Source organism: Legionella nigrisilvae (genome assembly GCF_977063395.2).
Map to the genome: position 1 here is coordinate 458255 of NZ_CDRUGZ020000038.1, position 19904 is coordinate 478158.

The window sequence follows — 19904 nt, forward strand, 5'->3', positions numbered from 1 at the left end:
TGATTTTTAGAATCAAGATGTAAAAAATAGAAGAAGGAACCTGAAAAAGGATGAAAAAAATGATGGCGAGAATTAAATTATTTAAACCCTCACCCCAAAAAAGCACTGCCTCTATTATCAAAGACGTACACGCCGAACATAAGCCAAGCCTTCTCAAAGGATCTTATACGGGTGAGAGATGGCGACACAAAAGTATGGAAAAAACCTTAGATTGGATCACCGATTTAAAAAAATCAGAGAAATTGGCCCAGCAAGCACAAATTAATTTAAACTTATGGGCCAAAAAAAAATCACCTTCACCCAAGTTAGTTGAAGTAATTCCTAAAGATTGGGGACTGGCAACACTTGAAGCGACCAAAAAATATGGGGTCTCTTATTCTGTACTCAATATGGCAAATCCCCAATTTCCAGGCGGTGCTGCCTTAGAGGGGGGAAGTGCCCAGGAGGAAAATATATGGCATCGAAGCACCTGTGCTCAATCTTTATTGGATCCAAGCATTTATTTAGATCAAAAAGCTCAAGCATTTTGCTACCATGAGGCAGCAAAAAAGCTTCTAGAAGCTAAGATAAAAATGACCCAGGAAGAATATGAGGCTTTGAAAAAGCACAGCGGGGAAACCGACACCCAAGGATATAAAGTATTTTTTAGCCCAGAATCCAGGATATGTTTCAGAGGTCCTGAAATAGTTTTTCCCAAAGATCCTGAGGACTTTACATCGGCACGCTATACGGCAGACAGCGGCCTAAGTTATGCCTTTCTTCCTGAATCAGATATTTTCCCGTTTTATGAATTAAGATCCGCCGCGCCGCAACTTCCTTTCACACCCCACGCCTTGGATCTTGAAACCAGGAATCAATATATAGCGGATTTACGAAGACGTATCGCCGCCCAGCTTGATACATTAATCCTTGCAAAACAACCCAACGCAATTTTAGGAGCCTGGGGTTGTGGGGAATTTAAAAATGACCCGCAAATCGTAGCCAAGATATATGGTGAAGAAATTGAAAAACGAGCGCATTTCTTCGACCATATTGTGTTCCCGATAATTAACACCGGTTCATACAATAACTACGCAATATTTAATCAACACCTCACGGATATAAAACTGGGGGCAAAACCTGCTGTTATTTCCAATTTAACACTTGAGTAAATTTATGCCACACCAAAAACTGTGTTAAAAGCTTGTCCAACCAAGCCCAACGTTTTGAGCAGAGCATTCTGCTCTTCCATCTTTGTACATAGAAATTCAACCTTTTCCTCACACTACTTTGCTCCAATTCAAGCTACACTTGTTATATAACTCTTGAAGGATCGTGAGAATGAGTAAAGAACCTCTTGTTATTGGTGACATGAAAATTAAGCCTGGAGAACGCAAAACGGTTTTTTTACCCATGCCCAAATTATATGATTGGACTCCAATTTGTTTGCCAATACATGTCATTAACGGGATAGAGGAAGGGCCTTCGTTATGCCTTACTGCTGCCATTCATGGTGATGAAATCAATGGCGTTGAGATTATTAGACGCTTCTTGAAAAAAAAGGGGCTAAAAAATATCCATGGGAATGTTATTGCAATTCCTATAGTTAATGTATACGGTTTTTTATACCAGGAACGATACTTAATGGATCGAAGAGACTTAAACCGATCGTTTCCCGGCAGTTCAAATGGCTCACTTGCCTCTATTCTTGCACAAATTATCAGCAAGCAAATTTTATCCCAATCTACTCATGCAATTGATTTACACACCGGATCCAATCACCGCTTTAATTTACCTCAAATTAGAGCAAATCTTGATATGCCCGGTATTGAAGATTTGGCTCGAGCTTTTAATGTTCCAGTCATTTTACATTCAACCTTTAGGGATGGTTCTATGCGCGAGTATGCAAATGAGCAAGGTATTCCTATTTTAGTCTATGAAGGAGGAGAGTCTTTACGTTTTGATGAGTTATCCATCCGAACCGGCATTAATGGTATTCTAAGTGTGATGGGAGCCTTGGGAATGGTTCCGCCCGGTAGATACAGAGTAAAAAAATATACCTCTACGGTATCTAGGAACAGTTATTGGATAAGAGCCCCCATAAGTGGCATTTTAAGACACCTTAAAAAATCAGGCAATCGAGTCGCCAAGGGACAGGTAATTGCGGTTATCGCCAATCCAACCAGTACCGAAGAATACAAATTAAAATCACCCATTTCTGGAATTATTATTGGTGAAAATATGTTGCCACTTGTGCATTCAGGCCAAGCCTTGTTTCATATTGCTAGTTTTGAAAAATTAACCCTAGTTGAAGAGCAGCTTGGAAATCTGCAAGAGGCTTTTGATTTGAATGATTATGAAGATTAATGCATTTAAAAATAATTCAACCATAACCGTAATAATGCAGTTACTGCCTGGGGTGATTCCATAGGCGACATATGACCAGAGTCTTCAATAATTGCTAATTTGGCATTTGGAATTTTGTCTGCCAGCTCTGCATGGACAGATAGAGAAAAATTTTTATCTTGGCGTGCGTGAATGACTAAAGTAGGTATTTCCAGTGATGGCAAGAAAGAAGTGCACTCTTGGCGAGCCAGCAGTATTTTTTGTTGGGCAATAAATGCCTGTTGGCCCACACTGAGAAACATGGAATGTACTTCTGGTTTAACCCGCTCATCATACACATAATGTTGTACTAGCTCAGCAGCAACCGTTTGAAAAGCACCTTGCTCCACTTTTCGTATCAATTCTATTCTTTTTTGCTCTTTTTCTTCAGAGTCTTGTTGGGCGGAAGTATTCAATAAGCATAATTTTAAAATGCGTTCAGGAACTCTTCTGGCAAGCTCCAGTGCCAACCACCCACCCATCGAATGGCCTGCCAAAAAAAACGCCCCCTCAACATGCCCTAACACTCTTTGGAGTAAATCCTCGGTGGAGGTACCGTGTAATAAGGGAATAATTTGACAATTCACCAGATCGTGCAAATGATTTGCTTGATAAGACCATACGCGATGATCCGACAAAACTCCCGATAAAAAAACCAAAGTTTTTTTTGACACAATAATCCTTGATTAAGACCAAAGTTTGTAAACCAAAAACATCAAATATAAGCGCGTCGACCCACACCATTTTATTCCTGCAACAGGTCTATTCCATACCAGGACTGTTTAGATTATTACGAAGCAGATAATCTAGTTGTCTTGTGGTGGTGCTGGGTTATCTTTCAGAATTTTACAGTGTAATAATTTCCAATAACCAAATAAATTAGTTTTTCGGGTGGATAGAAGCTTTAGGGCTTGGTAATCAAGAATTGAGTGCATCGAAAAATCCGACTTAAACCCTATAAGCTCATTAACTCGAGCAAATATCTTCTCAAAAAAGCGCATTATCGGGTGCTCCGATGCGAAATGATTCACGAATATAATTTCTGCCGTAGGTTTAGCAACACGGGTTAATTCTTGAAGAAAGGCCTTCACATCTGGAACCACTGAGGCCACATACATGGCAACAATAAAATCAAACCGATTATCAGGAAATTCTAAATGAGCCGCATCCATAATCTTTAACTGTACCCGTTCCTCCAAGTGATTTTTGACCACTTGTTCCTCAGCTTTTTCCAACATTTTTTCGGAAATATCAATCCCCGTAATCATCAAATCAGAACGATAAAGCGGTAGCGACAAACCGGTACCAATGCCAATTTCAAGTACTGTAGCATTTTGTTTTGCCGCTTTATTAACAATTTCAGCACACAAGGAACGGCCTGGGTTAAAAATGGAACCAAACAAAAAATCATAGAAGGAAGCATAAATGTTATAAACTTTTCTAATTGAAGCTACAGACATAAAGCACTCCAGCAAATACCAATAATTTAAAATAACGGTTGGTTTCTTTACTTATCCAATAGTTATAGAGTTTCTATTTCCAATAATTAAATAATAGTCCATGCGTACCGAATATAGGATCACTTTGAGGTACTCCGACATGTTTAATTTGCTCAATCACTCGGGGATGTTCTTCGGCCTTACCATAATTCATATCAAAATCAACATTCCCTGGGTAAGCACCGATACATTGAAAGTCGCTGGATAAGTGCAAACTTTTATGCGCAACACCGGCAGGAATAATAACCACATCACCATGACTTACTGAATAAATCGTACCGTTATCCCCTCCAAATTGAACTGTTCCTTCCCCCGCAAGCATCACTAATACCTCATGGGTCCTACTGTGATAATGATGATAGTCATAAATCGAATCTACCCATGAATTTCCCCAATGGTTTTGTTGTAAAAGCTCTTGGAGTTTCTGAGGGGATTGGTTTTTAACTACTTCCATTTGCTTGTATATTAATAAAGGGTAGCGAGGGTTATTTGGGAACAAACCATTTGCTTTGATAAGCTCATGAAATACTTCTTGGGGCGTTACTGATTTAGTCATATCATTTACTTCCTTGTTACTTCAGATGAAAACCATGCTACGAGACAGAGTTATTCCCATATCTCCATTGTAGTTTACTCAATCACGGAGGAGTAGGGACTGAAGGCTCATTTTCCGATTCTTCTTTTTTTGCAATTGAAAAAAATTGAGTTTTATTGCGCTGTTTTCTTTCTTTTAAAATTCCATCGGCATAACCTGTCCTTGGGTGTTGGCTAAGTAGCGCCTCTTGATAAGCAACCCGCTCTTGTCCTTTGTAGGAGTCAGGATCATCGGAAGTAATACGGCCATCCGGGCCTCTGTAGAATATGGATAATTGGCGTTTTATTCGGGTTGAAGGCAGTTCATTGCGCGGTTTTTGTGGATTATTTCTTAGCATTATATCTCCTTTATTCTATTCCAAATAGAAGTCCATAGTTCTTCCCAAACTTTATATCAAATCTAGAGCGATGAAACAATACAATTCAATTTGATCAATAATAAAATTACTGACAAAATAGCATTCACTTTGGTCCCTAATCTAGATTATTTTTTATTACATGTCATTAAAAGTTGACTTAAACCACCCTATATTTTTATTAAAAAGCAAAGTCTATGAAGCAAGTAAAAATTTATTAGATGGATTTGGATTTAATTACTTTCAATATTTACGTTGTTTTGCAGACGGCTCCATTAATTGCTTAACAAACAATACCGGGCTTTTTGAATACTTCCAACATATTGATAATGCTCCAGTAGTATTCTCTTCATTTGACGATGAGCATGAAAATAATCATTCATACTGGTTTTTTTGGGATCAAGAGTTGCCCCGTACCCCCGTGCAAATTGCTCGCGAAAAATTTAATTTGCACAACGGACTCACTTTAGTTCGTCGGAGTAAAAATTATTACGATATGATTGCGGTAGCCTTACCCTATGAACATGCGAATCCCGGTTCGTTTTATCTCAATAAACTCAAGGCAATTGAGCAATTTATTTTTGACTTTGACCTGCAAAATAAAGATTTAATTCAGATACTGAATAAAAATCCGATTGCATTACCCGAAACCTATCGCGATGTAAATTATAAAGAGCTTTGTTTGAAGCAAGGCAGAATTCCTGTGGTTGGAAAGAACGAGAAAACGTACATTACCGCTCAAGAATTAATGTGCCTTAGATTATTACTGCAAGGTGCAACACACAAACAAATCGCTCAGCTACTTGGGCTTTCTCCTCGTACTGTGGATACCTATTTACTGCGTATTAAACAACGCACAGGATTTTCTTCCAGACTAGAAATGGAACGAATGGTTTATTTAAGCTCGGTACTATAGAGTTCATTCATTTTTGTCCGTATTCAGCACGGACAGACAATTTTTTCTTATCTTTTATACTCCGCCAAGATTTTATTATTCAGGAGAAAAGTCTCATGAACATTTTAGAAAAAAAACCAGCCGAAAAACTATTTAAACAATTCTGTGAGGGATATGAGCAAAGAAATGCATCCTTATTGCTTAGTCTTTTTAGTCAAAATACCAATGTTTGGGGATCAGGAGTCGATGAATATCGGGTGGGTTTAAAAGAAATAGAAGAACAGTTAAGAAGAGACTGGAGCCAATCAGAGCAAGGTAAAATAGAAATAATTCACTTTGTTCCCACTCCAGATGAGGCTTTGTGGGCTGCTGCCATATGCCGTGCACGAATGATCATTGATGGAAAAGAATATTTATTTGAGCATTTACGCGGCACTTTAACTATTGAAAAGGAAGATGGAGTTTGGAAGATCGCCCACATGCATTGTTCTTTTCCTGATTATAGAAACCCTGCAAACGGTTCGTTCCCAGTTGGTAATGAATAACCCAAAGTAAACATATAACGTAAGCCTGGGATTTATCAAGCTTAAATCTCAGCTTCTACTCCCTCTAACTAATAAAAAAAGTCCATCTAAACCATCTAACCAGCAAAAAAAAAAAGAAGACCTATACTTAAAATAAAATTCATTATGAGGTGGGGTATGCCAATTTCATTTGAATCTTGTATAGATAAATTAAATTCTTTTTGTTTAGCCCAGGAGAAGAGTTTAGGCTTTTTTGGTTTTTTTGGTTTCCAAGGAAAAAAACCGGTTCTATCAATAATTAACCTATTGAGTGATACTCAGTTATCCCCTCTGCAAAGAAACCACCAAGCTATAAAAAAAATAAGCACGCTCCTTGCTGATCCCCAATATTCTTCTGCTCCCAAACTCAAAACTCTATTGAATAATGTGAAAGAAGATTTAATACGATTTCTTTATAATGAACGAATTTTTATTTACAAGGGCGATACGGAAAGTTGGGCTAATTGTAAAAATATAAATGCTCTACACATAGGTTCTACTATAAAGGCGGGGAATTATTATTGTCAAAGAACACTTCAACAATGGTTAGAGTTTGCTTCCTACCAACAAACTCCCTACCAATTGAATGAGAGCGATTGTGGATGGAAACTTCATTTTTCTTTTGATCGTGATACACCCGGAAATTTTGAAAAAGGCATAAATATTGTGATGAAGCACTTAGTAGAAAAAAATATTCCTTTATTCAAGATTATTCCAGAAGACAAACCCATATCCCCCAATACAACAGGAAAAGATGTAACCGTTTATCTTTCCGACAATCGACCGATAAGCGAATGGGAACATTTAATCCAGGAAATCGAACATTCTCTAGCATCAGAAGATGTGATACCTGGTAAACAAGCAAATCATACCCATATGATTCAAGGAGGAAAATTTACTTCCTACCGAAATGATAAAGATCCTCAGGGAAATTACACGCAACAAGGATTCAATCCAGCGAACGAACCTGATGAGTTGGAGAACATTCGTGTGCCCACTTTATCTTCTTCTGTTCCTACCATGTAGTTCAGGGCCCAATCCGTAGGGGGTGGAATAGAGTTGATTTTTCAGTTATGAATGGGAAAATTCTGATATGTTGAAAGGTGATTTTAGCTAAGAAGTTATTATATTTTGGTTAGATATAATAACTTCTTTCTCAAAATTGTTTCGATCTATATTGTTAGTAATTGCATCCATCAAGAATCTTGTCTTTTCGGTCTGCTGTACATAATCCAAAGAACTTATCAGCATCTCCATCCGTTGGTTGCTTATCAAATAAGGCAAAATAATAGGAATCGAAATCATCAGATCGAGTCTTCCACCAATTATAATAAGTCCCTTCATTGGCTAAAGATGCATCTGGATTTTGTTGTGCAGATCCCTGACTTGGCCACCCCTCTTCGGTTACAATAATTTCTTTTCCGGGAAATTTATTTTTGATGGCTTCATAGCGATTCATAAATTCAGTTGCCGCACCGGATATTGGGGTATACGGTTTACTACTCCAATAAGGGTAAATATTAGCGCCAATGAAATCGAGTTTCCCAATAATTCCATAAGGATCACTTGCAGCTAACTTCAATAAAGCCCCATCTTGTTGTGCAGTTCCAATCACTGTTTTATTCCCTATTGCACTTTTAAGACGGCTAATATCTTCAGAGATATGTTTTTGTACTAAGGTATTGGGTTGGGTAAAATTCCAGTTGGTAATATCCTCATTTCCTACTGCAATTCCAATAATGCATTTTTTATTATCTTTGTTGTATTTATTCACACTCGCAATAGCATCATCTACCTGTTTTTTTCGGGCAATATCACACCAGTTATCACAATGATCTTTTCCTGGATCAAACTCATACACTCCTAACATTAATTTTAGCCCTAAAGGACATGCTATATCAGCCATAGTTGCTGTACTTTTGCCATCTACCGTAGAAATTCCGGCATAAAATGTCTTAATGATCGTAAATCCATTTTGTTGTGCGATACGAAGATCTTTTATAATTTCGTTTTTCATGCCCTGTAAATTGTTCTTTATCTGGGCATCGGTGAACGCTTTGCTGTGGGCAGGATCATAATTAATCCCACGATCTATTGCCCAACAAGAAAACGCAACCAAGGAGAGCATGCCACCAATTAATGATTTCATTGTGAACTCCAAAAGAGCATTTAACTAATTTTAGGCACATAACCCACGCTCTTCAAGTAACACCCCTTGAAAATCTCTTCCCCAACGATCCCGCCCCCAACCATCATAAAGCAATTAATTAGTTCATTTTTTTCGTTTTTTTACCGCGTAAAACAAAAAACCTACAAATTGTCTATAATTATTTTGTCCCGATAATAAAAGTGACAGCTTTGGCTTAATCTTATTTTTAAAAAATAGTGAATTATATTTTGAACTTTAACCATGAGGACAAGTAAAATGGATCTAAGTAAACGTATAGAACCAAAAACCTGGGCTTTCATTGAAAAAATCAAGAAAGCTGGGGGTAAACCGCTTTATGATCTTCCGGTGCAAGAAGGAAGGGCTATTTTTGATAAATTGCAAGAATTGCCTTTAGAAAAAGAAAAAACTGAAGTGGACATTGAAGATCGTTTTATTCAACACGCGAATGGTAAATTAGACCTTCGCATTGTTCGTCCTAAAGGCTCAAAAGAAAAACTTCCAGTAGTTATGTTCTATCATGGAGCAGGTTGGGTTTTTGGTGACTGGCAAACTCATGGTCGTCTTGTCCGTGAACTCTCAGTGGGTGCACATGCTGCCATTGTATTTGTCAATTATTCTTTAGCACCTGAAGCACAATATCCAACGCAAATTGAAGAGGATTACACCGCATTAAAGTATGTTGCAGAGCATGGTAAGGAATTAAATCTAGATACCTCTCGTTTAGCGGTCGCCGGCGATAGTGTTGGTGGAAATATGGCAGCAGTAATGACGCTACTTGCAAAACAGCGTGGTGGGCCAAAAATTGATTACCAAGTGCTTATTTATCCTGTAACTGATGCAAATTTTGAAAATGATTCCTACAAAGAATTTGCGGATGGTCCATGGTTAACCAAAAAAGCAATGGAATGGTTCTGGGATAATTATTTACCGGATAAATCAAAAAGAAATGAAATAACAGCTTGTCCCTTACGAGCGACTACTGAGCAACTTAAAGGATTACCTCCTGCACTTGTAATCAACGGTGAATGCGATGTATTGCGGGATGAAGGTGAGGCTTATGAGCATAAGCTTAATGAAGCAGGTGTCCCCGTTACTGGGATTCGTCATCATGGCACCATTCATGATTTCCTTATGATCAATGAACTTGCTGATACTCCAGCATGTCGCAATGCCATTGAAACGATTAATAGTCATTTGCGTATGGTCTTTGCCAAAAAGCACTAATTCATACGTGTTGCGGATACTGCATTAATGCAGTATCCCTCTTTATTTTTGACTAAGACAATTCAAGATCTGAGATTGTTTTTTTTTCAGAATCTCTTTTTTTAACTCCGGTGAATAAGGGTTCTTGATATCCCCCTGGAACTCCATTTTTGGAAAAAACAATTTGCCATAACTGGTTCGTGCGTGCTCGAAATGTACCTGCGCAGGCCAATAAATAATAGCGCCACATCCGATAAAAACGCTGGTCATAGTGCTCTTTTAAGTAGTCCCAATTTCGTTCAAAATGTTCATGCCATGCCATTAGAGTGTGATCATAATAAGCACCGAAATTTGCCCAGTTTTCCATGGTAAATACCTCCTCCGAAGCAACACTAATTTGTGCCATAGAGGGAATCATACCGTTTGGAAAAATATATTTGTTAATCCAAGGGTCTGTAGTGGTGGTAGTCGAATTACCGCCAATAGTATGTAACAAAAATAAACCATTATCCTTGAGACAATCACGGGCTTTTTGCATATAGGTACGGTAATTCCGATAACCGACATGCTCAAACATTCCTAAAGAGACTACCCGATCAAATTGTTCATGAACATCGCGATAATCCTGAAAACGGATCTCAATGGGTAGCCCGGAACAGTTCTGTTTTGCATATTCAAATTGTTCTTTGGATATGGTGATACCGACGACATTGACTCCGTAATTTTCAGCAGCATATTTTGCAAGAGCCCCAAAGCCACAGCCTATATCAAGTACCCGCATCCCTGGCTCAAGTTTTAATTTTTGGCAGCTTAATTCCAATTTATTTAATTGTGCGGTTTCTAGATCATTCGCATTTTTCCAGTACCCACACGTATAATTCATGCGACTGTCTAACATGGATTTAAATAAATCATTTCCCAAATCATAATGTCTTCGACCCACTTCCAGGGCACGCTTTCTTGATTGATGGTTAATTAACTTTAACCAAATTAATTTCGGCCATAACCATTTGTCGGATTTAATTTTTTGATCCAACTGAGCCAGGAGAATGCGTGTAAAAAATTGATCGAGACTTTTACAATCCCACCATTCATCCATATAGGACTCACCAAGTGCCAATGAGCCGCCGTTAAAAATACGGGCATATAATGCTTCATTGTTAATTTGAATATCCCAGGGTTCACTCCCATTGGGAGTGATTCCTGCTGAATGCAAAAGGTCCGTTACAATTTCTTTAATTTGTTGGTTCATTAGTAGACTCATCCCTTTGTACTACACACCTTAAAAAAATCTAGTAAGTAATTTCTTAGCAAATAATAGTACTTACTTATCCTATGTCCCTAGATAGCAAAAGTCTTCATACACTACGCATCTTATGCATTCAATACAAACAATCATAAGCAAAAAATATCATCTATCAATCTATCTTAATGCAATGAGATATTTAATTAAACTCATCTTCCTCAATAAAATAATATACTGATTTCCCAATCAAGGCATTATGTATTACCTTATCATCATGAATGTAGTATAGATGCTATAAGAACTCATCAAATTTTATTAATCACTACCCGCAACGCTTGCAACTTTAAAGCAGTACTGTGAATAAATTCCTCACTATCAATAAGTTGTTTTTTGTAAAAAGCAATCTCTTCCTCTCGTATCGAGGGATTAATCTTTTTTAAAGCATCCAGTCGATTTACTTCATGAGAGATATTTTGTTTCATTTGTACTGTTGCTTTCTCCAAAAGCTCTTGTAGTTGCGCTTCTGCTACTTTTTTACTTTGTACCAATATATTCTCTAGATCCGCACGAATCTGCTGAATGATTGGGTATCCTAAATGACGTTTTACAGGCTCACACAATTGATTCAATTGCGTATAATCCAAGATCTTGGAAAGATCCTTTCCTGAGACATCCATAAGCACACGAATTGGTGTAAGTGGTAAAAAACGATCTAATTGCAAATATTTTGGCGCTGCGCAATTCGCTGTAAAAAAGGATTCTAAAAATAATGTTCCAGGTTTTATGCTTTTAATTGAGATTGTCGCTAAAGTTGCATTACCTACCTCAGAATCCAGGATCATTTCCATAGATTCACAGACCATTGGATGTTCCCAACTTAGGAATTCAACATCCTCACGCACCAAAGCTTTGGAACGCGAATAAGTTATCGTCACCCCATCCTCTTTTAGCCCTGGGAAATGACTGGATTTCATATGATCTGTGGGACGCAATATCTCTGAAGCTTCAGAATGGTATTCATGATCGATGCCATATTCCTGAAACACTTGAGCCATATAGTTTTCCAAACCCAAACAGTTTTCTTCTGCTTCAATAGCTGCAATCAATTCTTCTGCTTCTGGTGCGTTGCATGAGTTTAACTCCAACAGCCGATCACGTCCTTCATGAAGTGCTTGATTAATTTGTTCCGCTCGCTTTTTAGTCTCGACAATCAGTTGTTCCAATGCTTCATTATTTGCATCTACCGTATCCAGAATAGGCAGTAACTGATCTTCAAATTCTTCATAAAGAGTAAAACCAACAGAGCAACTTTTGGTAAATAAATTAATCCCTTCGTGATACCAGCGAAATAATTTTTCTTGTACCGTATTCAACAGATAAGGAACATAAATTTCTATAGTATGCCGCTGACCTATCCGATCAAGTCGGCCAATACGTTGTTCCAGTAAATCAGGATTTAATGGTAAATCAAACAAGACTAAATGATGAGCAAATTGAAAGTTTCGACCTTCACTTCCTATTTCAGAACAGATAAGGGCCTGCGCGCCATTTTCTTGTTCGGCAAAATAAGCTGCAGCCCGATCGCGTTCAATGATCGATAAGCCTTCATGAAAAGAAGTAGAGCGAAGCCCTACCTTTACTTTTAAATACTGATCCAATGAAATGGCGGTATTTGCTTTGGCACAAATGACCAGCACTTTTTGGGGAAAAACCGCATTGATTTTGTCTGCTAACCATCTCACTCTAGGATCATGTTCAAGCCACAATTCCTTCGCTACAAGTTGTTCGGGATAAAGCTTTCTCTGTCCTTTTTGTTCCTCAAGAGAAGTATAAATAGCAGGACACTCCAAAGGATTCGCATGCACTCGACGCTCAGGAAAACCCTGAATCGCTGCACGTGTATTACGAAATAGGACACGACCCGTGCCATGTCGGTCGAGTAAATCTTTAATGATTTGGCTCACATCCAACCCAGTTATTTCCCCTAAATAGGCTTCTAATTGAGACTTATGTTCTGGTTTTAAGGCATCCGTGGATGTGTGTTCGCCATAAGTTAGCAATTCTTGTACTAACTTATTGATGTGCTGGTACCCTTCTTCTTCTTTTTTAAATTTAGAAAAATCATAAAAGCGTGAAGGATCGAGCAGCCTTAAACGAGCAAAATGACTGGCAATTCCCGCTTGTTCTGGTGTCGCAGTCAGCAGCAACAAACCTTTACTTTGTCCCGCTAGTTCTTCAATACATTCATACTCAGGACTTTTTTCTTTCTCGGACCAATGCAAGTGATGCGCTTCATCGACAATTAACAAATCCCACTCACTGCTTAGCGCATGTTGGCGTGCTTTTTCATGTTCCATTAAAAAATCTAAACTGCATAAAACCAATTGTTCATTTTCAAAAAGATTCTCTTGCGTTGTACCGATCTGCATCCCTTCTTCTTCATCTAATTCGTATACAAGTTCATAGCGCTCCGCATCAATAATGGAGAAATACAAATTAAAACGACGAATCATCTCCACAAGCCATTGATGAATCAAAGTTTGCGGTACCACAATCAAAACTCGATTAGCACGGCCGGTACATAACTGATAATGGAGAACCATACCTGCTTCTATGGTCTTACCAAGTCCTACCTCATCGGCAAGCAAAACTCTAGGGGCATAACGTTGTGCTACTTCCCGGGCGATATAAACCTGATGCTTCAGATGGCTGGTTCGTGAACCCAATAATCCCCTCACTGGAGATTGCTGAAGTCTGCTGACATGATTGAGTGTATCAATTCTCAATTTAAATGTATTTAACTTATCAAGCAATCCACTAAAAAGTCTTTGTTCTGGAGTGTTGAGCTGGATAAAACAATCCAGAGATAGCTCACTAATGCGATGCTCCTTCCCTTCTTCATCTACTCCTGTATAAAACATCAATCCTTGACGTTCTTCAACCTGGGTTATATACATTTTTTGTTGGTCAGATGTAATTACTTCTTCACCAGCTTTATAAATAATACGACTTAGTGGCGCACTATCTGTAGAATAAATTCGTTCCTCACCAGCAGCGGGAAAACTCAAGCTCACTTGCCTGCCATTTAACTCAATAATGATCCCTAAGCCCAGTTGTGTTTCGGTGTTGCTAATCCAGCGTTGCCCAATATTAAATGTCATAAAAAATCATCTTTAGTTGTTAAGTGCGGATAAAGTAATCAAAAATTTAAATAAACTCAACTTGACTTGTATCCTTTTTTTGAATAGCATGACTCGGTTTTAAACAACTTGAGGGGCATACAATGGATGCAAAATTAGATGACAATGTGGATGGACAATTTTACTCTACACGAAGAACATCAAATACAACTTATACAAGAAAAGCTGCACCAGTTAAGATTGAGGCCGAAAGCTCAATTTTTGATCTTTGCTTAGGATCTAAAGAAGTAAGGGAACAAACCCAAGAAAATTATAAAAATAAAGCATCCGAATTCTTTTCCAATGTCAGAAGAGCAGCCCCTGGTTTCTTTGAACCTTATAGAAACAAAACCGAATTCGGTATTTTCGCAGCAGCCCCACTTGCTGCTCCCGTCATTTTATCCCTTGTGAGTGCTGCAACTGCAATCACTGCCGCAGGAGCCGCACTAACTGCTTTAGGAAGTTTAGTTTTTGCCGCAGGTTCAGGATTACATGGTTTACGCAAACCTGAAGCCAAAGAAACGGCACATGGAGCGCTAATTGTTGCAGCTCAGGCTGGTATTGTTGCGGCTGCTTGTGCTGCAATTTCAATTGCTGCTGCTATAGTGGCTGCTCTTATAGCTCCAGTAGCCTTGGCTTATTTTGTTACTCGTTCGGGTGCGACTATTGTTGATGCGATGTCTCATTGCCTTCCTTGTTGTTCTTCGGAAGAAAATGAAAGATCCTATACAATTAGTATGAGTAATTAAGCAAGATGATTTAAAGTTGGGCTGCAAAGCCCAACTCCTCATGCAATATATTTTTAACTCGTTAAATAATTCCTATTTAGTGAGTAAACCTCTTATTCATTCTAAAAAACAAATTTTCCTTGTTTTTTTAAGTTATCCTGGTTAAAAATAGTAGGCACAGGAAGATTATTCAACAGAAAGGAAATCGTATGGCTACCAACGTAGAAGAGCTTCAACATCTTATCGAAATTGATACCCCCCAAACTAAACCAATAGACTCAGAACAAGTCCCGATAGAAGAAAGAGTAAAAGCTCAATTAAAAATTCTCAATGAAGATACAGGACAAGATAAGCTCCAAAAAATTACCATTACCAAAGAGCTATTTGATGAAATTAAGAAAAGCCTCCAAAATACAATCAAAAGCATGGAAAAGAATCCGAGTATTTTCTCACGTGCTGCAGAATACTGGGGTGAGTTGCCACTTTGGCAAAAAATTGTTGGCGGTGTCGTATTAACTGTTCCTACTTTAATCATTGGAATCATGGCACATGTGGGTTTCCTTTTGGCACTTTGTGGCGTCACCGCGGTTACTTATACCGCAGGAGGAGTCATTCTGGATGATCATCATAAATGTAGTACTAGTGCTGTAGAAAGTTTACAAAAAGGAATTTTAGGGCTGGCGGATCTTTTAGAACTTACTATTAGTGCATTAGAGATTATTCGTAAACAATTAGTAGTGGAAATTCAAAAATTTGCCAAAGAAAATGCAACCCTAGTAGAAAATATCGAACATTTAAGCAAACAGATTGATGAGATAGACAAACAAATTTTAGCTACCTCCGGAATCAATAAGGCCTTAGGTGAAACCAAAGATGGATTAGAAGCAGTCTCTAGTCAGCTCAAAGACGACGTCAGTCTAAATGCTGAATTTTTACAACAAAACCAAGTGAAGTTAGATCGCATAACTGAGGCATACAGTAATAGTAAAAAAGAATTAGCAGAAAAAATCGAGGAAATTAAAAAAGTTAAGTTAGAGCTTGAAGCAGAACTTAGTAGAGCGAGAATGATGGTAGAGACTCTGAGTAGCACCGTAAAAGAATTATCCAACACGGTCATTGGAGAGGATCAACGGAATGCGTTTAAAGAAAAAATAGATGCCTTTATACAACAGAAAGAAGGAACTTTTTTAGGAATAGCGACTGATTTCGAACGATCTGGACAGAAGTTTAAACAGGTGCAACAAGAGCTTGAGACTACAAATGGCAAATATGAAGAACTCCTGAAAAAGCAAGAGGAACATATTACTGTACTCGCAACGCTTAGAAATCAGGCTCCTACAGAACAAATGCCCAGAACTTCGTTTGGTGAGTTACTGGGCAAGAATGGAATTTATGCCACAAAGCAAGAAACACCCACCCAGGATGGAACACCCTCTTCCTCACTTGAACTAAACTAGAATTACCCAGGGTTAAAATAAACAGGGTAGTCTAGTGGAGTGAAATGAAAGCCGGTTTTCTGGTAGAAAGTTCTGGGGTTAGGGCTGACGCCCTTCCCAGACTAAACCTTTAAGTTGACGACAGTACCCTCACTTATTCTTTCCTACCCTCTAAATTCAAACCATATGCTTCTAAGGCTGCTATAACGGAGGGGCGTTGGCTAATTCGATGATACCATTTGATTAAATGAGGAAATTGTTTCTCATCGATGTTTTGTTGGTAAAAAATTTGAAAACAATAAATCCAGGGCCAAATAGCCATATCCGCAATAGTATAGTCAGAGCCGCCTACGTAGATGGCATACGTTAACTGTTTTTCCATAATACCAAGCAAACGCTCACTTTCATCCGCATAACGTTTGATTGCATAGGGAATCTTTTCCTCTGCACGGTGAAAATGACCTAATTGACCAAACATAGGTCCTATATGTGCGGCTTGAAAAAAACACCATTGTAAAATTCTATATTTGTCTTGGGGTGATTCCGGTAGAAATTGGTGGTGCTTTTCGGCAAGATATTGCAAAATCGCTACACTTTCAGACAAATAAAAGTCTTTTTCCGAATCATACAACACGGGAATTTTATTATTCGGTGAAATTTTTAAAAATTCCGGATTAAATTGTTCTCCTTTGGAAATATCTATTAATTCAATCGTATACGATTGACCCAACTCATGGAGCATAATGGTTGGTTTAATCCCATTAGGTGTACCAAATGAATATAAGGTGTACATAAGACCTCCCTGTTTTAATCCTAAACTGAAGCGAGTGTAATTTTATTCAATTATGCAGTCTGGCTCTGCTGCAAAAAGATAGAAGCTTAAAAAATCTTAAATTTTGGGCAGATATTACTGTAAATCCCAAATTGTTGATTAATAAAGGATCCTTCTGTACGCGCTCCATACATCCAAATATTAACTGTCCTTTATTAAACATCCGCATGATTTCAAACTCTTAATCGTAGCATAGGACTGATAACCTCGCACTAGATTAACAAGCCCCTTTAGCATGCCATACCTGCTTCCAATCGATTAAGACGATATTTGCTTAACGTGTGCGGCAAGCGTATTAGAACCCTGACCACATTAAGGTCTATGAGCTTCCTGTTCTGTAGATTTGTCATAAATCTTGTTTTCTTTAGTAAGAACTTGTAATCTGTGACGCTCACGAACTGCATCATACTCGGTTAAACACATTTTTCCTGGGCTTGTAAACACAGTTTTAAATAAACCGTTTAATCTTAAACAGTTACCGAGTTTAGGTAATACAGCAATCTTTCTGAAAACAACATAACTTTCACGATCACTTGGAATTTGCTCTGCCTCGAGCTCTTGAAACCGAGAATCTTTCTTTATTTTTCTGTTAAGCATGGAGCTGTCAGAGTATTGTTGAATAATTGAACCTTGAAATTCCAAAGGATAAGCCAAAGTATCTTTGGTGTCGGAAGCATCAGGAAAAATATTTATCATGTTATATAGTCTTATCTTCTCCTCTCTTGCAACTAATTCCAAGGGAAGCCTATCTTCTAACTTTGTGAGAGCTTCATTTACTACATCACCAGTTAAAAAATAACATTTTCTGAGATGTATCATATTGGCAAGATTCAAAGCAATTAAACCTCCATCAACAACATACAATGATAACACCCACATACAATGAGCCATAAAGTTTTGCCATTTAGCATCATCAATATATTCTTGTTCTTCGTAGCCTCCATTTGATTTTTTATTATATTGCTCAAGATTTCTATATGGAGGAGAAGTAATTGCTAAGTTAAATTTCCCAATATTATCAGGGTCAATTGTAACTTCCTCAATTTTTTTAGGAATATGTTGTGATATAAATCGATCTTTACCCGATAATGGTTTTAATAGATGAGTCATTTGCTCATAAGGTTCAATTAAAGCCGGGTTAGGATCAATACTTAGGTAGGAATCTATTGAGGGATGTGCTAATGCAGCTATTCTACGAGCTCCCCATCCTCCACACAGATCAAGAAAATGAATTCGTTCCGCTTTGAATTGATAATGCTTTTTTAATACTTCAATCACCTTCAGCAATATAATTGGAGAATACTGGGAGACTGCTAACTGCCGAGTAAGTACTTGGTTAATCTCTTTAATTCCAATTGATTTTGGCGAATTACCAATTGAAGAAACCTTTTTAGCATGTTGACGAAACAATTCCCGCAATTTATATGTTATAGCTGAATTATTTTCCTGCCACATGTCATAGACAGAAACTTTTCTTGAATCAGCAGTTGCTTTAAACCGTTCAATTTGGGTAAAGAATTCAACGGCGGTTTTACCTGCTTTATCACCTTTTTGCGATACAACGGTATGATAAAGGGGATAGGAGCCGTTTTGAGTATACCCATTACTTAGTAAATATTCACTTTGTTTAACCAGCTCTTTAAAATCCAGAATCGCTTCTTCCTCACTTATTGGACGTTGAGGAAAAGGCATTGGCTTAAGGGGATTAGCATAAATTTCTTTAATACATCGAAGGGCCATTATTTGAGAATACAAATTATGAATAATTTCTGTAACATTTTTATTTATTTCAACATCATCGGCCTTTTCCTCATCTAAACTTTTATCCTCTTGCATTATAAATAAAGGAATTAATTCCTCAGATATATTGTGTAAACCTACCAGAAAAAAGTCATAATTGATATTAAGCATCTCATCAACAACGAATCGCTCTCGATCTGCAGCAAAAATATAAAATTGAGCACACTTCGAAATTATATCTTTCAATTTAGTTCTATTTTTTTCCGAATCGACAAGTAATTTCCAAGTGTTTTGAAGGGCTTTTATTTTTGAATTATAACTCTCGAGTGCAGGTATCCCATCGAGTAAGTTAAGAATGTTCTCATTTAGAAAAGAGCTTAATGCTAGTCCTGGCCGCCCATCTTGTTTTTGTCTTTTTTTGGCTGGTAATAAAGATGTAGAATCAATTGGGCTATTTCTTTGTTGTTTTGAATTTATTATTTGAGTGATGGACTCTTGTCTTTTTCTCTTCCTGGTTAATAAGGGATAAACTTCTTGAGAAATCCTAGTAGTAGTTTGACTCTCGCTGGGGATACTCGTTGCTGCTTTCTCTTTTCCTTTTTCTAGTGGGGGAACATAGGGTTCTATAATTGGCAAATAGGGTGCTGGTGTTTGTAATGAGCGACTGGCTAAATTTGTTGGCGCCGCAGGTATACTATTAAAGGGCTGAGCAGTCCTGTCTTGTTCTTCACCTCTTTTAATAAAAGTTGGTTCATATTTACGTTTCATAATTTAATTTTCTCAAGCAAAAGCAATAAAGGAAGACACTCAAAACAATGTGACATTAATTTATTCTATATGAGCATTTATATGAATGTGTGATTTTGGAAATAATCAATTTATAAAATGGAAATTATTGGTAAGCTAGTAAGACATCGTCAAGTTAACTTTTGAATACACAAGAAAAAAGGAGTAAATTATAAACTATATTCAGTTTTTGCAATGGAGCCTGCAGTCTTACTAGTGAACAAGATAATCTGCAATCTTGTCCTATTGATCATTTAAAATCTTAATCAACCTCTAACATGTACGCACGTTTAGATGCAAGGTGCTTAGTTAT

Annotated in this window: 17 protein-coding genes; 8 read left to right on the forward strand and 9 right to left on the reverse strand. The window is 37.7% G+C overall.

Features of this window, described 5'->3' with window-relative positions; translation table 11 throughout:
* Positions 1-59: 59 nt before the first annotated feature.
* Together ACWTE2_RS24400 and ACWTE2_RS24405 are read left to right on the forward strand one after the other, a co-directional pair.
* Entirely contained in the window at positions 60-1151 is a 1092-nt protein-coding gene (locus ACWTE2_RS24400) for a poly(ADP-ribose) glycohydrolase domain-containing protein (protein ID WP_454784793.1), read from the forward strand.
* A gap of 169 nt (positions 1152-1320) precedes the next feature.
* The gene (locus tag ACWTE2_RS24405; RefSeq protein ID WP_454784794.1) at positions 1321-2346 is read left to right on the forward strand and encodes a succinylglutamate desuccinylase/aspartoacylase family protein; all 1026 of its coding nucleotides are present in this window, start codon (positions 1321-1323) and stop codon (positions 2344-2346) included.
* Between the two features lie 5 nt (positions 2347-2351).
* On the opposite strand, the gene ACWTE2_RS24410 is transcribed toward ACWTE2_RS24405, so the two are convergent.
* From ACWTE2_RS24410 to ACWTE2_RS24425, 4 genes are all read right to left on the reverse strand, one after another.
* Entirely contained in the window at positions 2352-3038 is a 687-nt protein-coding gene (locus ACWTE2_RS24410) for an alpha/beta fold hydrolase (RefSeq protein WP_182392072.1), read from the reverse strand.
* A gap of 132 nt (positions 3039-3170) precedes the next feature.
* A complete protein-coding gene (gene pmtA, locus ACWTE2_RS24415; RefSeq protein ID WP_454784795.1) occupies positions 3171-3824 on the reverse strand; it encodes a phospholipid N-methyltransferase PmtA in 654 nt (217 codons plus the stop codon).
* A gap of 73 nt (positions 3825-3897) precedes the next feature.
* Positions 3898-4419 (reverse strand): cupin domain-containing protein, encoded by a 522-nt coding sequence (locus tag ACWTE2_RS24420; protein ID WP_454784796.1) that lies wholly within the window; start codon positions 4417-4419, stop codon positions 3898-3900.
* Positions 4420-4501: 82 nt separating this feature from the next.
* Positions 4502-4795 carry a hypothetical protein gene (locus ACWTE2_RS24425; RefSeq protein ID WP_454784797.1) on the reverse strand — a complete coding sequence of 98 codons (294 nt, stop codon included), beginning with the start codon at positions 4793-4795 and terminating at the stop codon, positions 4502-4504.
* A gap of 160 nt (positions 4796-4955) precedes the next feature.
* On the opposite strand from ACWTE2_RS24425, the gene ACWTE2_RS24430 reads away from it, so the two are divergent.
* From ACWTE2_RS24430 to ACWTE2_RS24440, 3 genes are all read left to right on the forward strand, one after another.
* Complete coding sequence (locus ACWTE2_RS24430; protein WP_454784798.1) at positions 4956-5729, forward strand: helix-turn-helix transcriptional regulator; 774 nt, start codon at positions 4956-4958, stop codon at positions 5727-5729.
* Between the two features lie 95 nt (positions 5730-5824).
* A complete protein-coding gene (locus ACWTE2_RS24435; protein WP_454784799.1) occupies positions 5825-6253 on the forward strand; it encodes a nuclear transport factor 2 family protein in 429 nt (142 codons plus the stop codon).
* Between the two features lie 156 nt (positions 6254-6409).
* Positions 6410-7297: a hypothetical protein gene (locus ACWTE2_RS24440; protein ID WP_454784800.1), complete on the forward strand. Its 888-nt coding sequence runs from the start codon at positions 6410-6412 to the stop codon at positions 7295-7297.
* Positions 7298-7451: 154 nt separating this feature from the next.
* Here ACWTE2_RS24440 and ACWTE2_RS24445 read toward each other — a convergent pair whose 3' ends face one another.
* Positions 7452-8420, reverse strand: coding sequence for a glycoside hydrolase family 17 protein (locus tag ACWTE2_RS24445; protein WP_454784801.1), 969 nt, complete (start codon positions 8418-8420; stop codon positions 7452-7454).
* A 276-nt stretch (positions 8421-8696) separates the two neighbouring features.
* On the opposite strand from ACWTE2_RS24445, the gene ACWTE2_RS24450 reads away from it, so the two are divergent.
* Complete coding sequence (locus ACWTE2_RS24450) at positions 8697-9665, forward strand: alpha/beta hydrolase (RefSeq protein ID WP_182392080.1); 969 nt, start codon at positions 8697-8699, stop codon at positions 9663-9665.
* A 52-nt stretch (positions 9666-9717) separates the two neighbouring features.
* On the opposite strand, the gene cfa is transcribed toward ACWTE2_RS24450, so the two are convergent.
* Positions 9718-10896, reverse strand: coding sequence for a cyclopropane fatty acyl phospholipid synthase (cfa, locus tag ACWTE2_RS24455; RefSeq protein ID WP_454784802.1), 1179 nt, complete (start codon positions 10894-10896; stop codon positions 9718-9720).
* 299 nt (positions 10897-11195) lie between these two features.
* Positions 11196-14051, reverse strand: a complete 2856-nt coding sequence (gene rapA, locus ACWTE2_RS24460) for an RNA polymerase-associated protein RapA (RefSeq protein ID WP_454784803.1) — start codon at positions 14049-14051, stop codon at positions 11196-11198.
* A 122-nt stretch (positions 14052-14173) separates the two neighbouring features.
* On the opposite strand from rapA, the gene ACWTE2_RS24465 reads away from it, so the two are divergent.
* Positions 14174-14818 carry a hypothetical protein gene (locus ACWTE2_RS24465; protein WP_454784804.1) on the forward strand — a complete coding sequence of 215 codons (645 nt, stop codon included), beginning with the start codon at positions 14174-14176 and terminating at the stop codon, positions 14816-14818.
* A 188-nt stretch (positions 14819-15006) separates the two neighbouring features.
* Positions 15007-16254, forward strand: coding sequence for a LegC2/C7 family Dot/Icm T4SS effector (locus ACWTE2_RS24470; RefSeq protein WP_454784805.1), 1248 nt, complete (start codon positions 15007-15009; stop codon positions 16252-16254).
* 133 nt (positions 16255-16387) lie between these two features.
* Here ACWTE2_RS24470 and ACWTE2_RS24475 read toward each other — a convergent pair whose 3' ends face one another.
* Together ACWTE2_RS24475 and ACWTE2_RS24480 are read right to left on the reverse strand one after the other, a co-directional pair.
* Positions 16388-17026: a glutathione S-transferase family protein gene (locus ACWTE2_RS24475; protein WP_454784806.1), complete on the reverse strand. Its 639-nt coding sequence runs from the start codon at positions 17024-17026 to the stop codon at positions 16388-16390.
* Between the two features lie 351 nt (positions 17027-17377).
* Complete coding sequence (locus ACWTE2_RS24480; protein WP_454784807.1) at positions 17378-19573, reverse strand: hypothetical protein; 2196 nt, start codon at positions 19571-19573, stop codon at positions 17378-17380.
* Positions 19574-19904 lie beyond the last annotated feature (331 nt).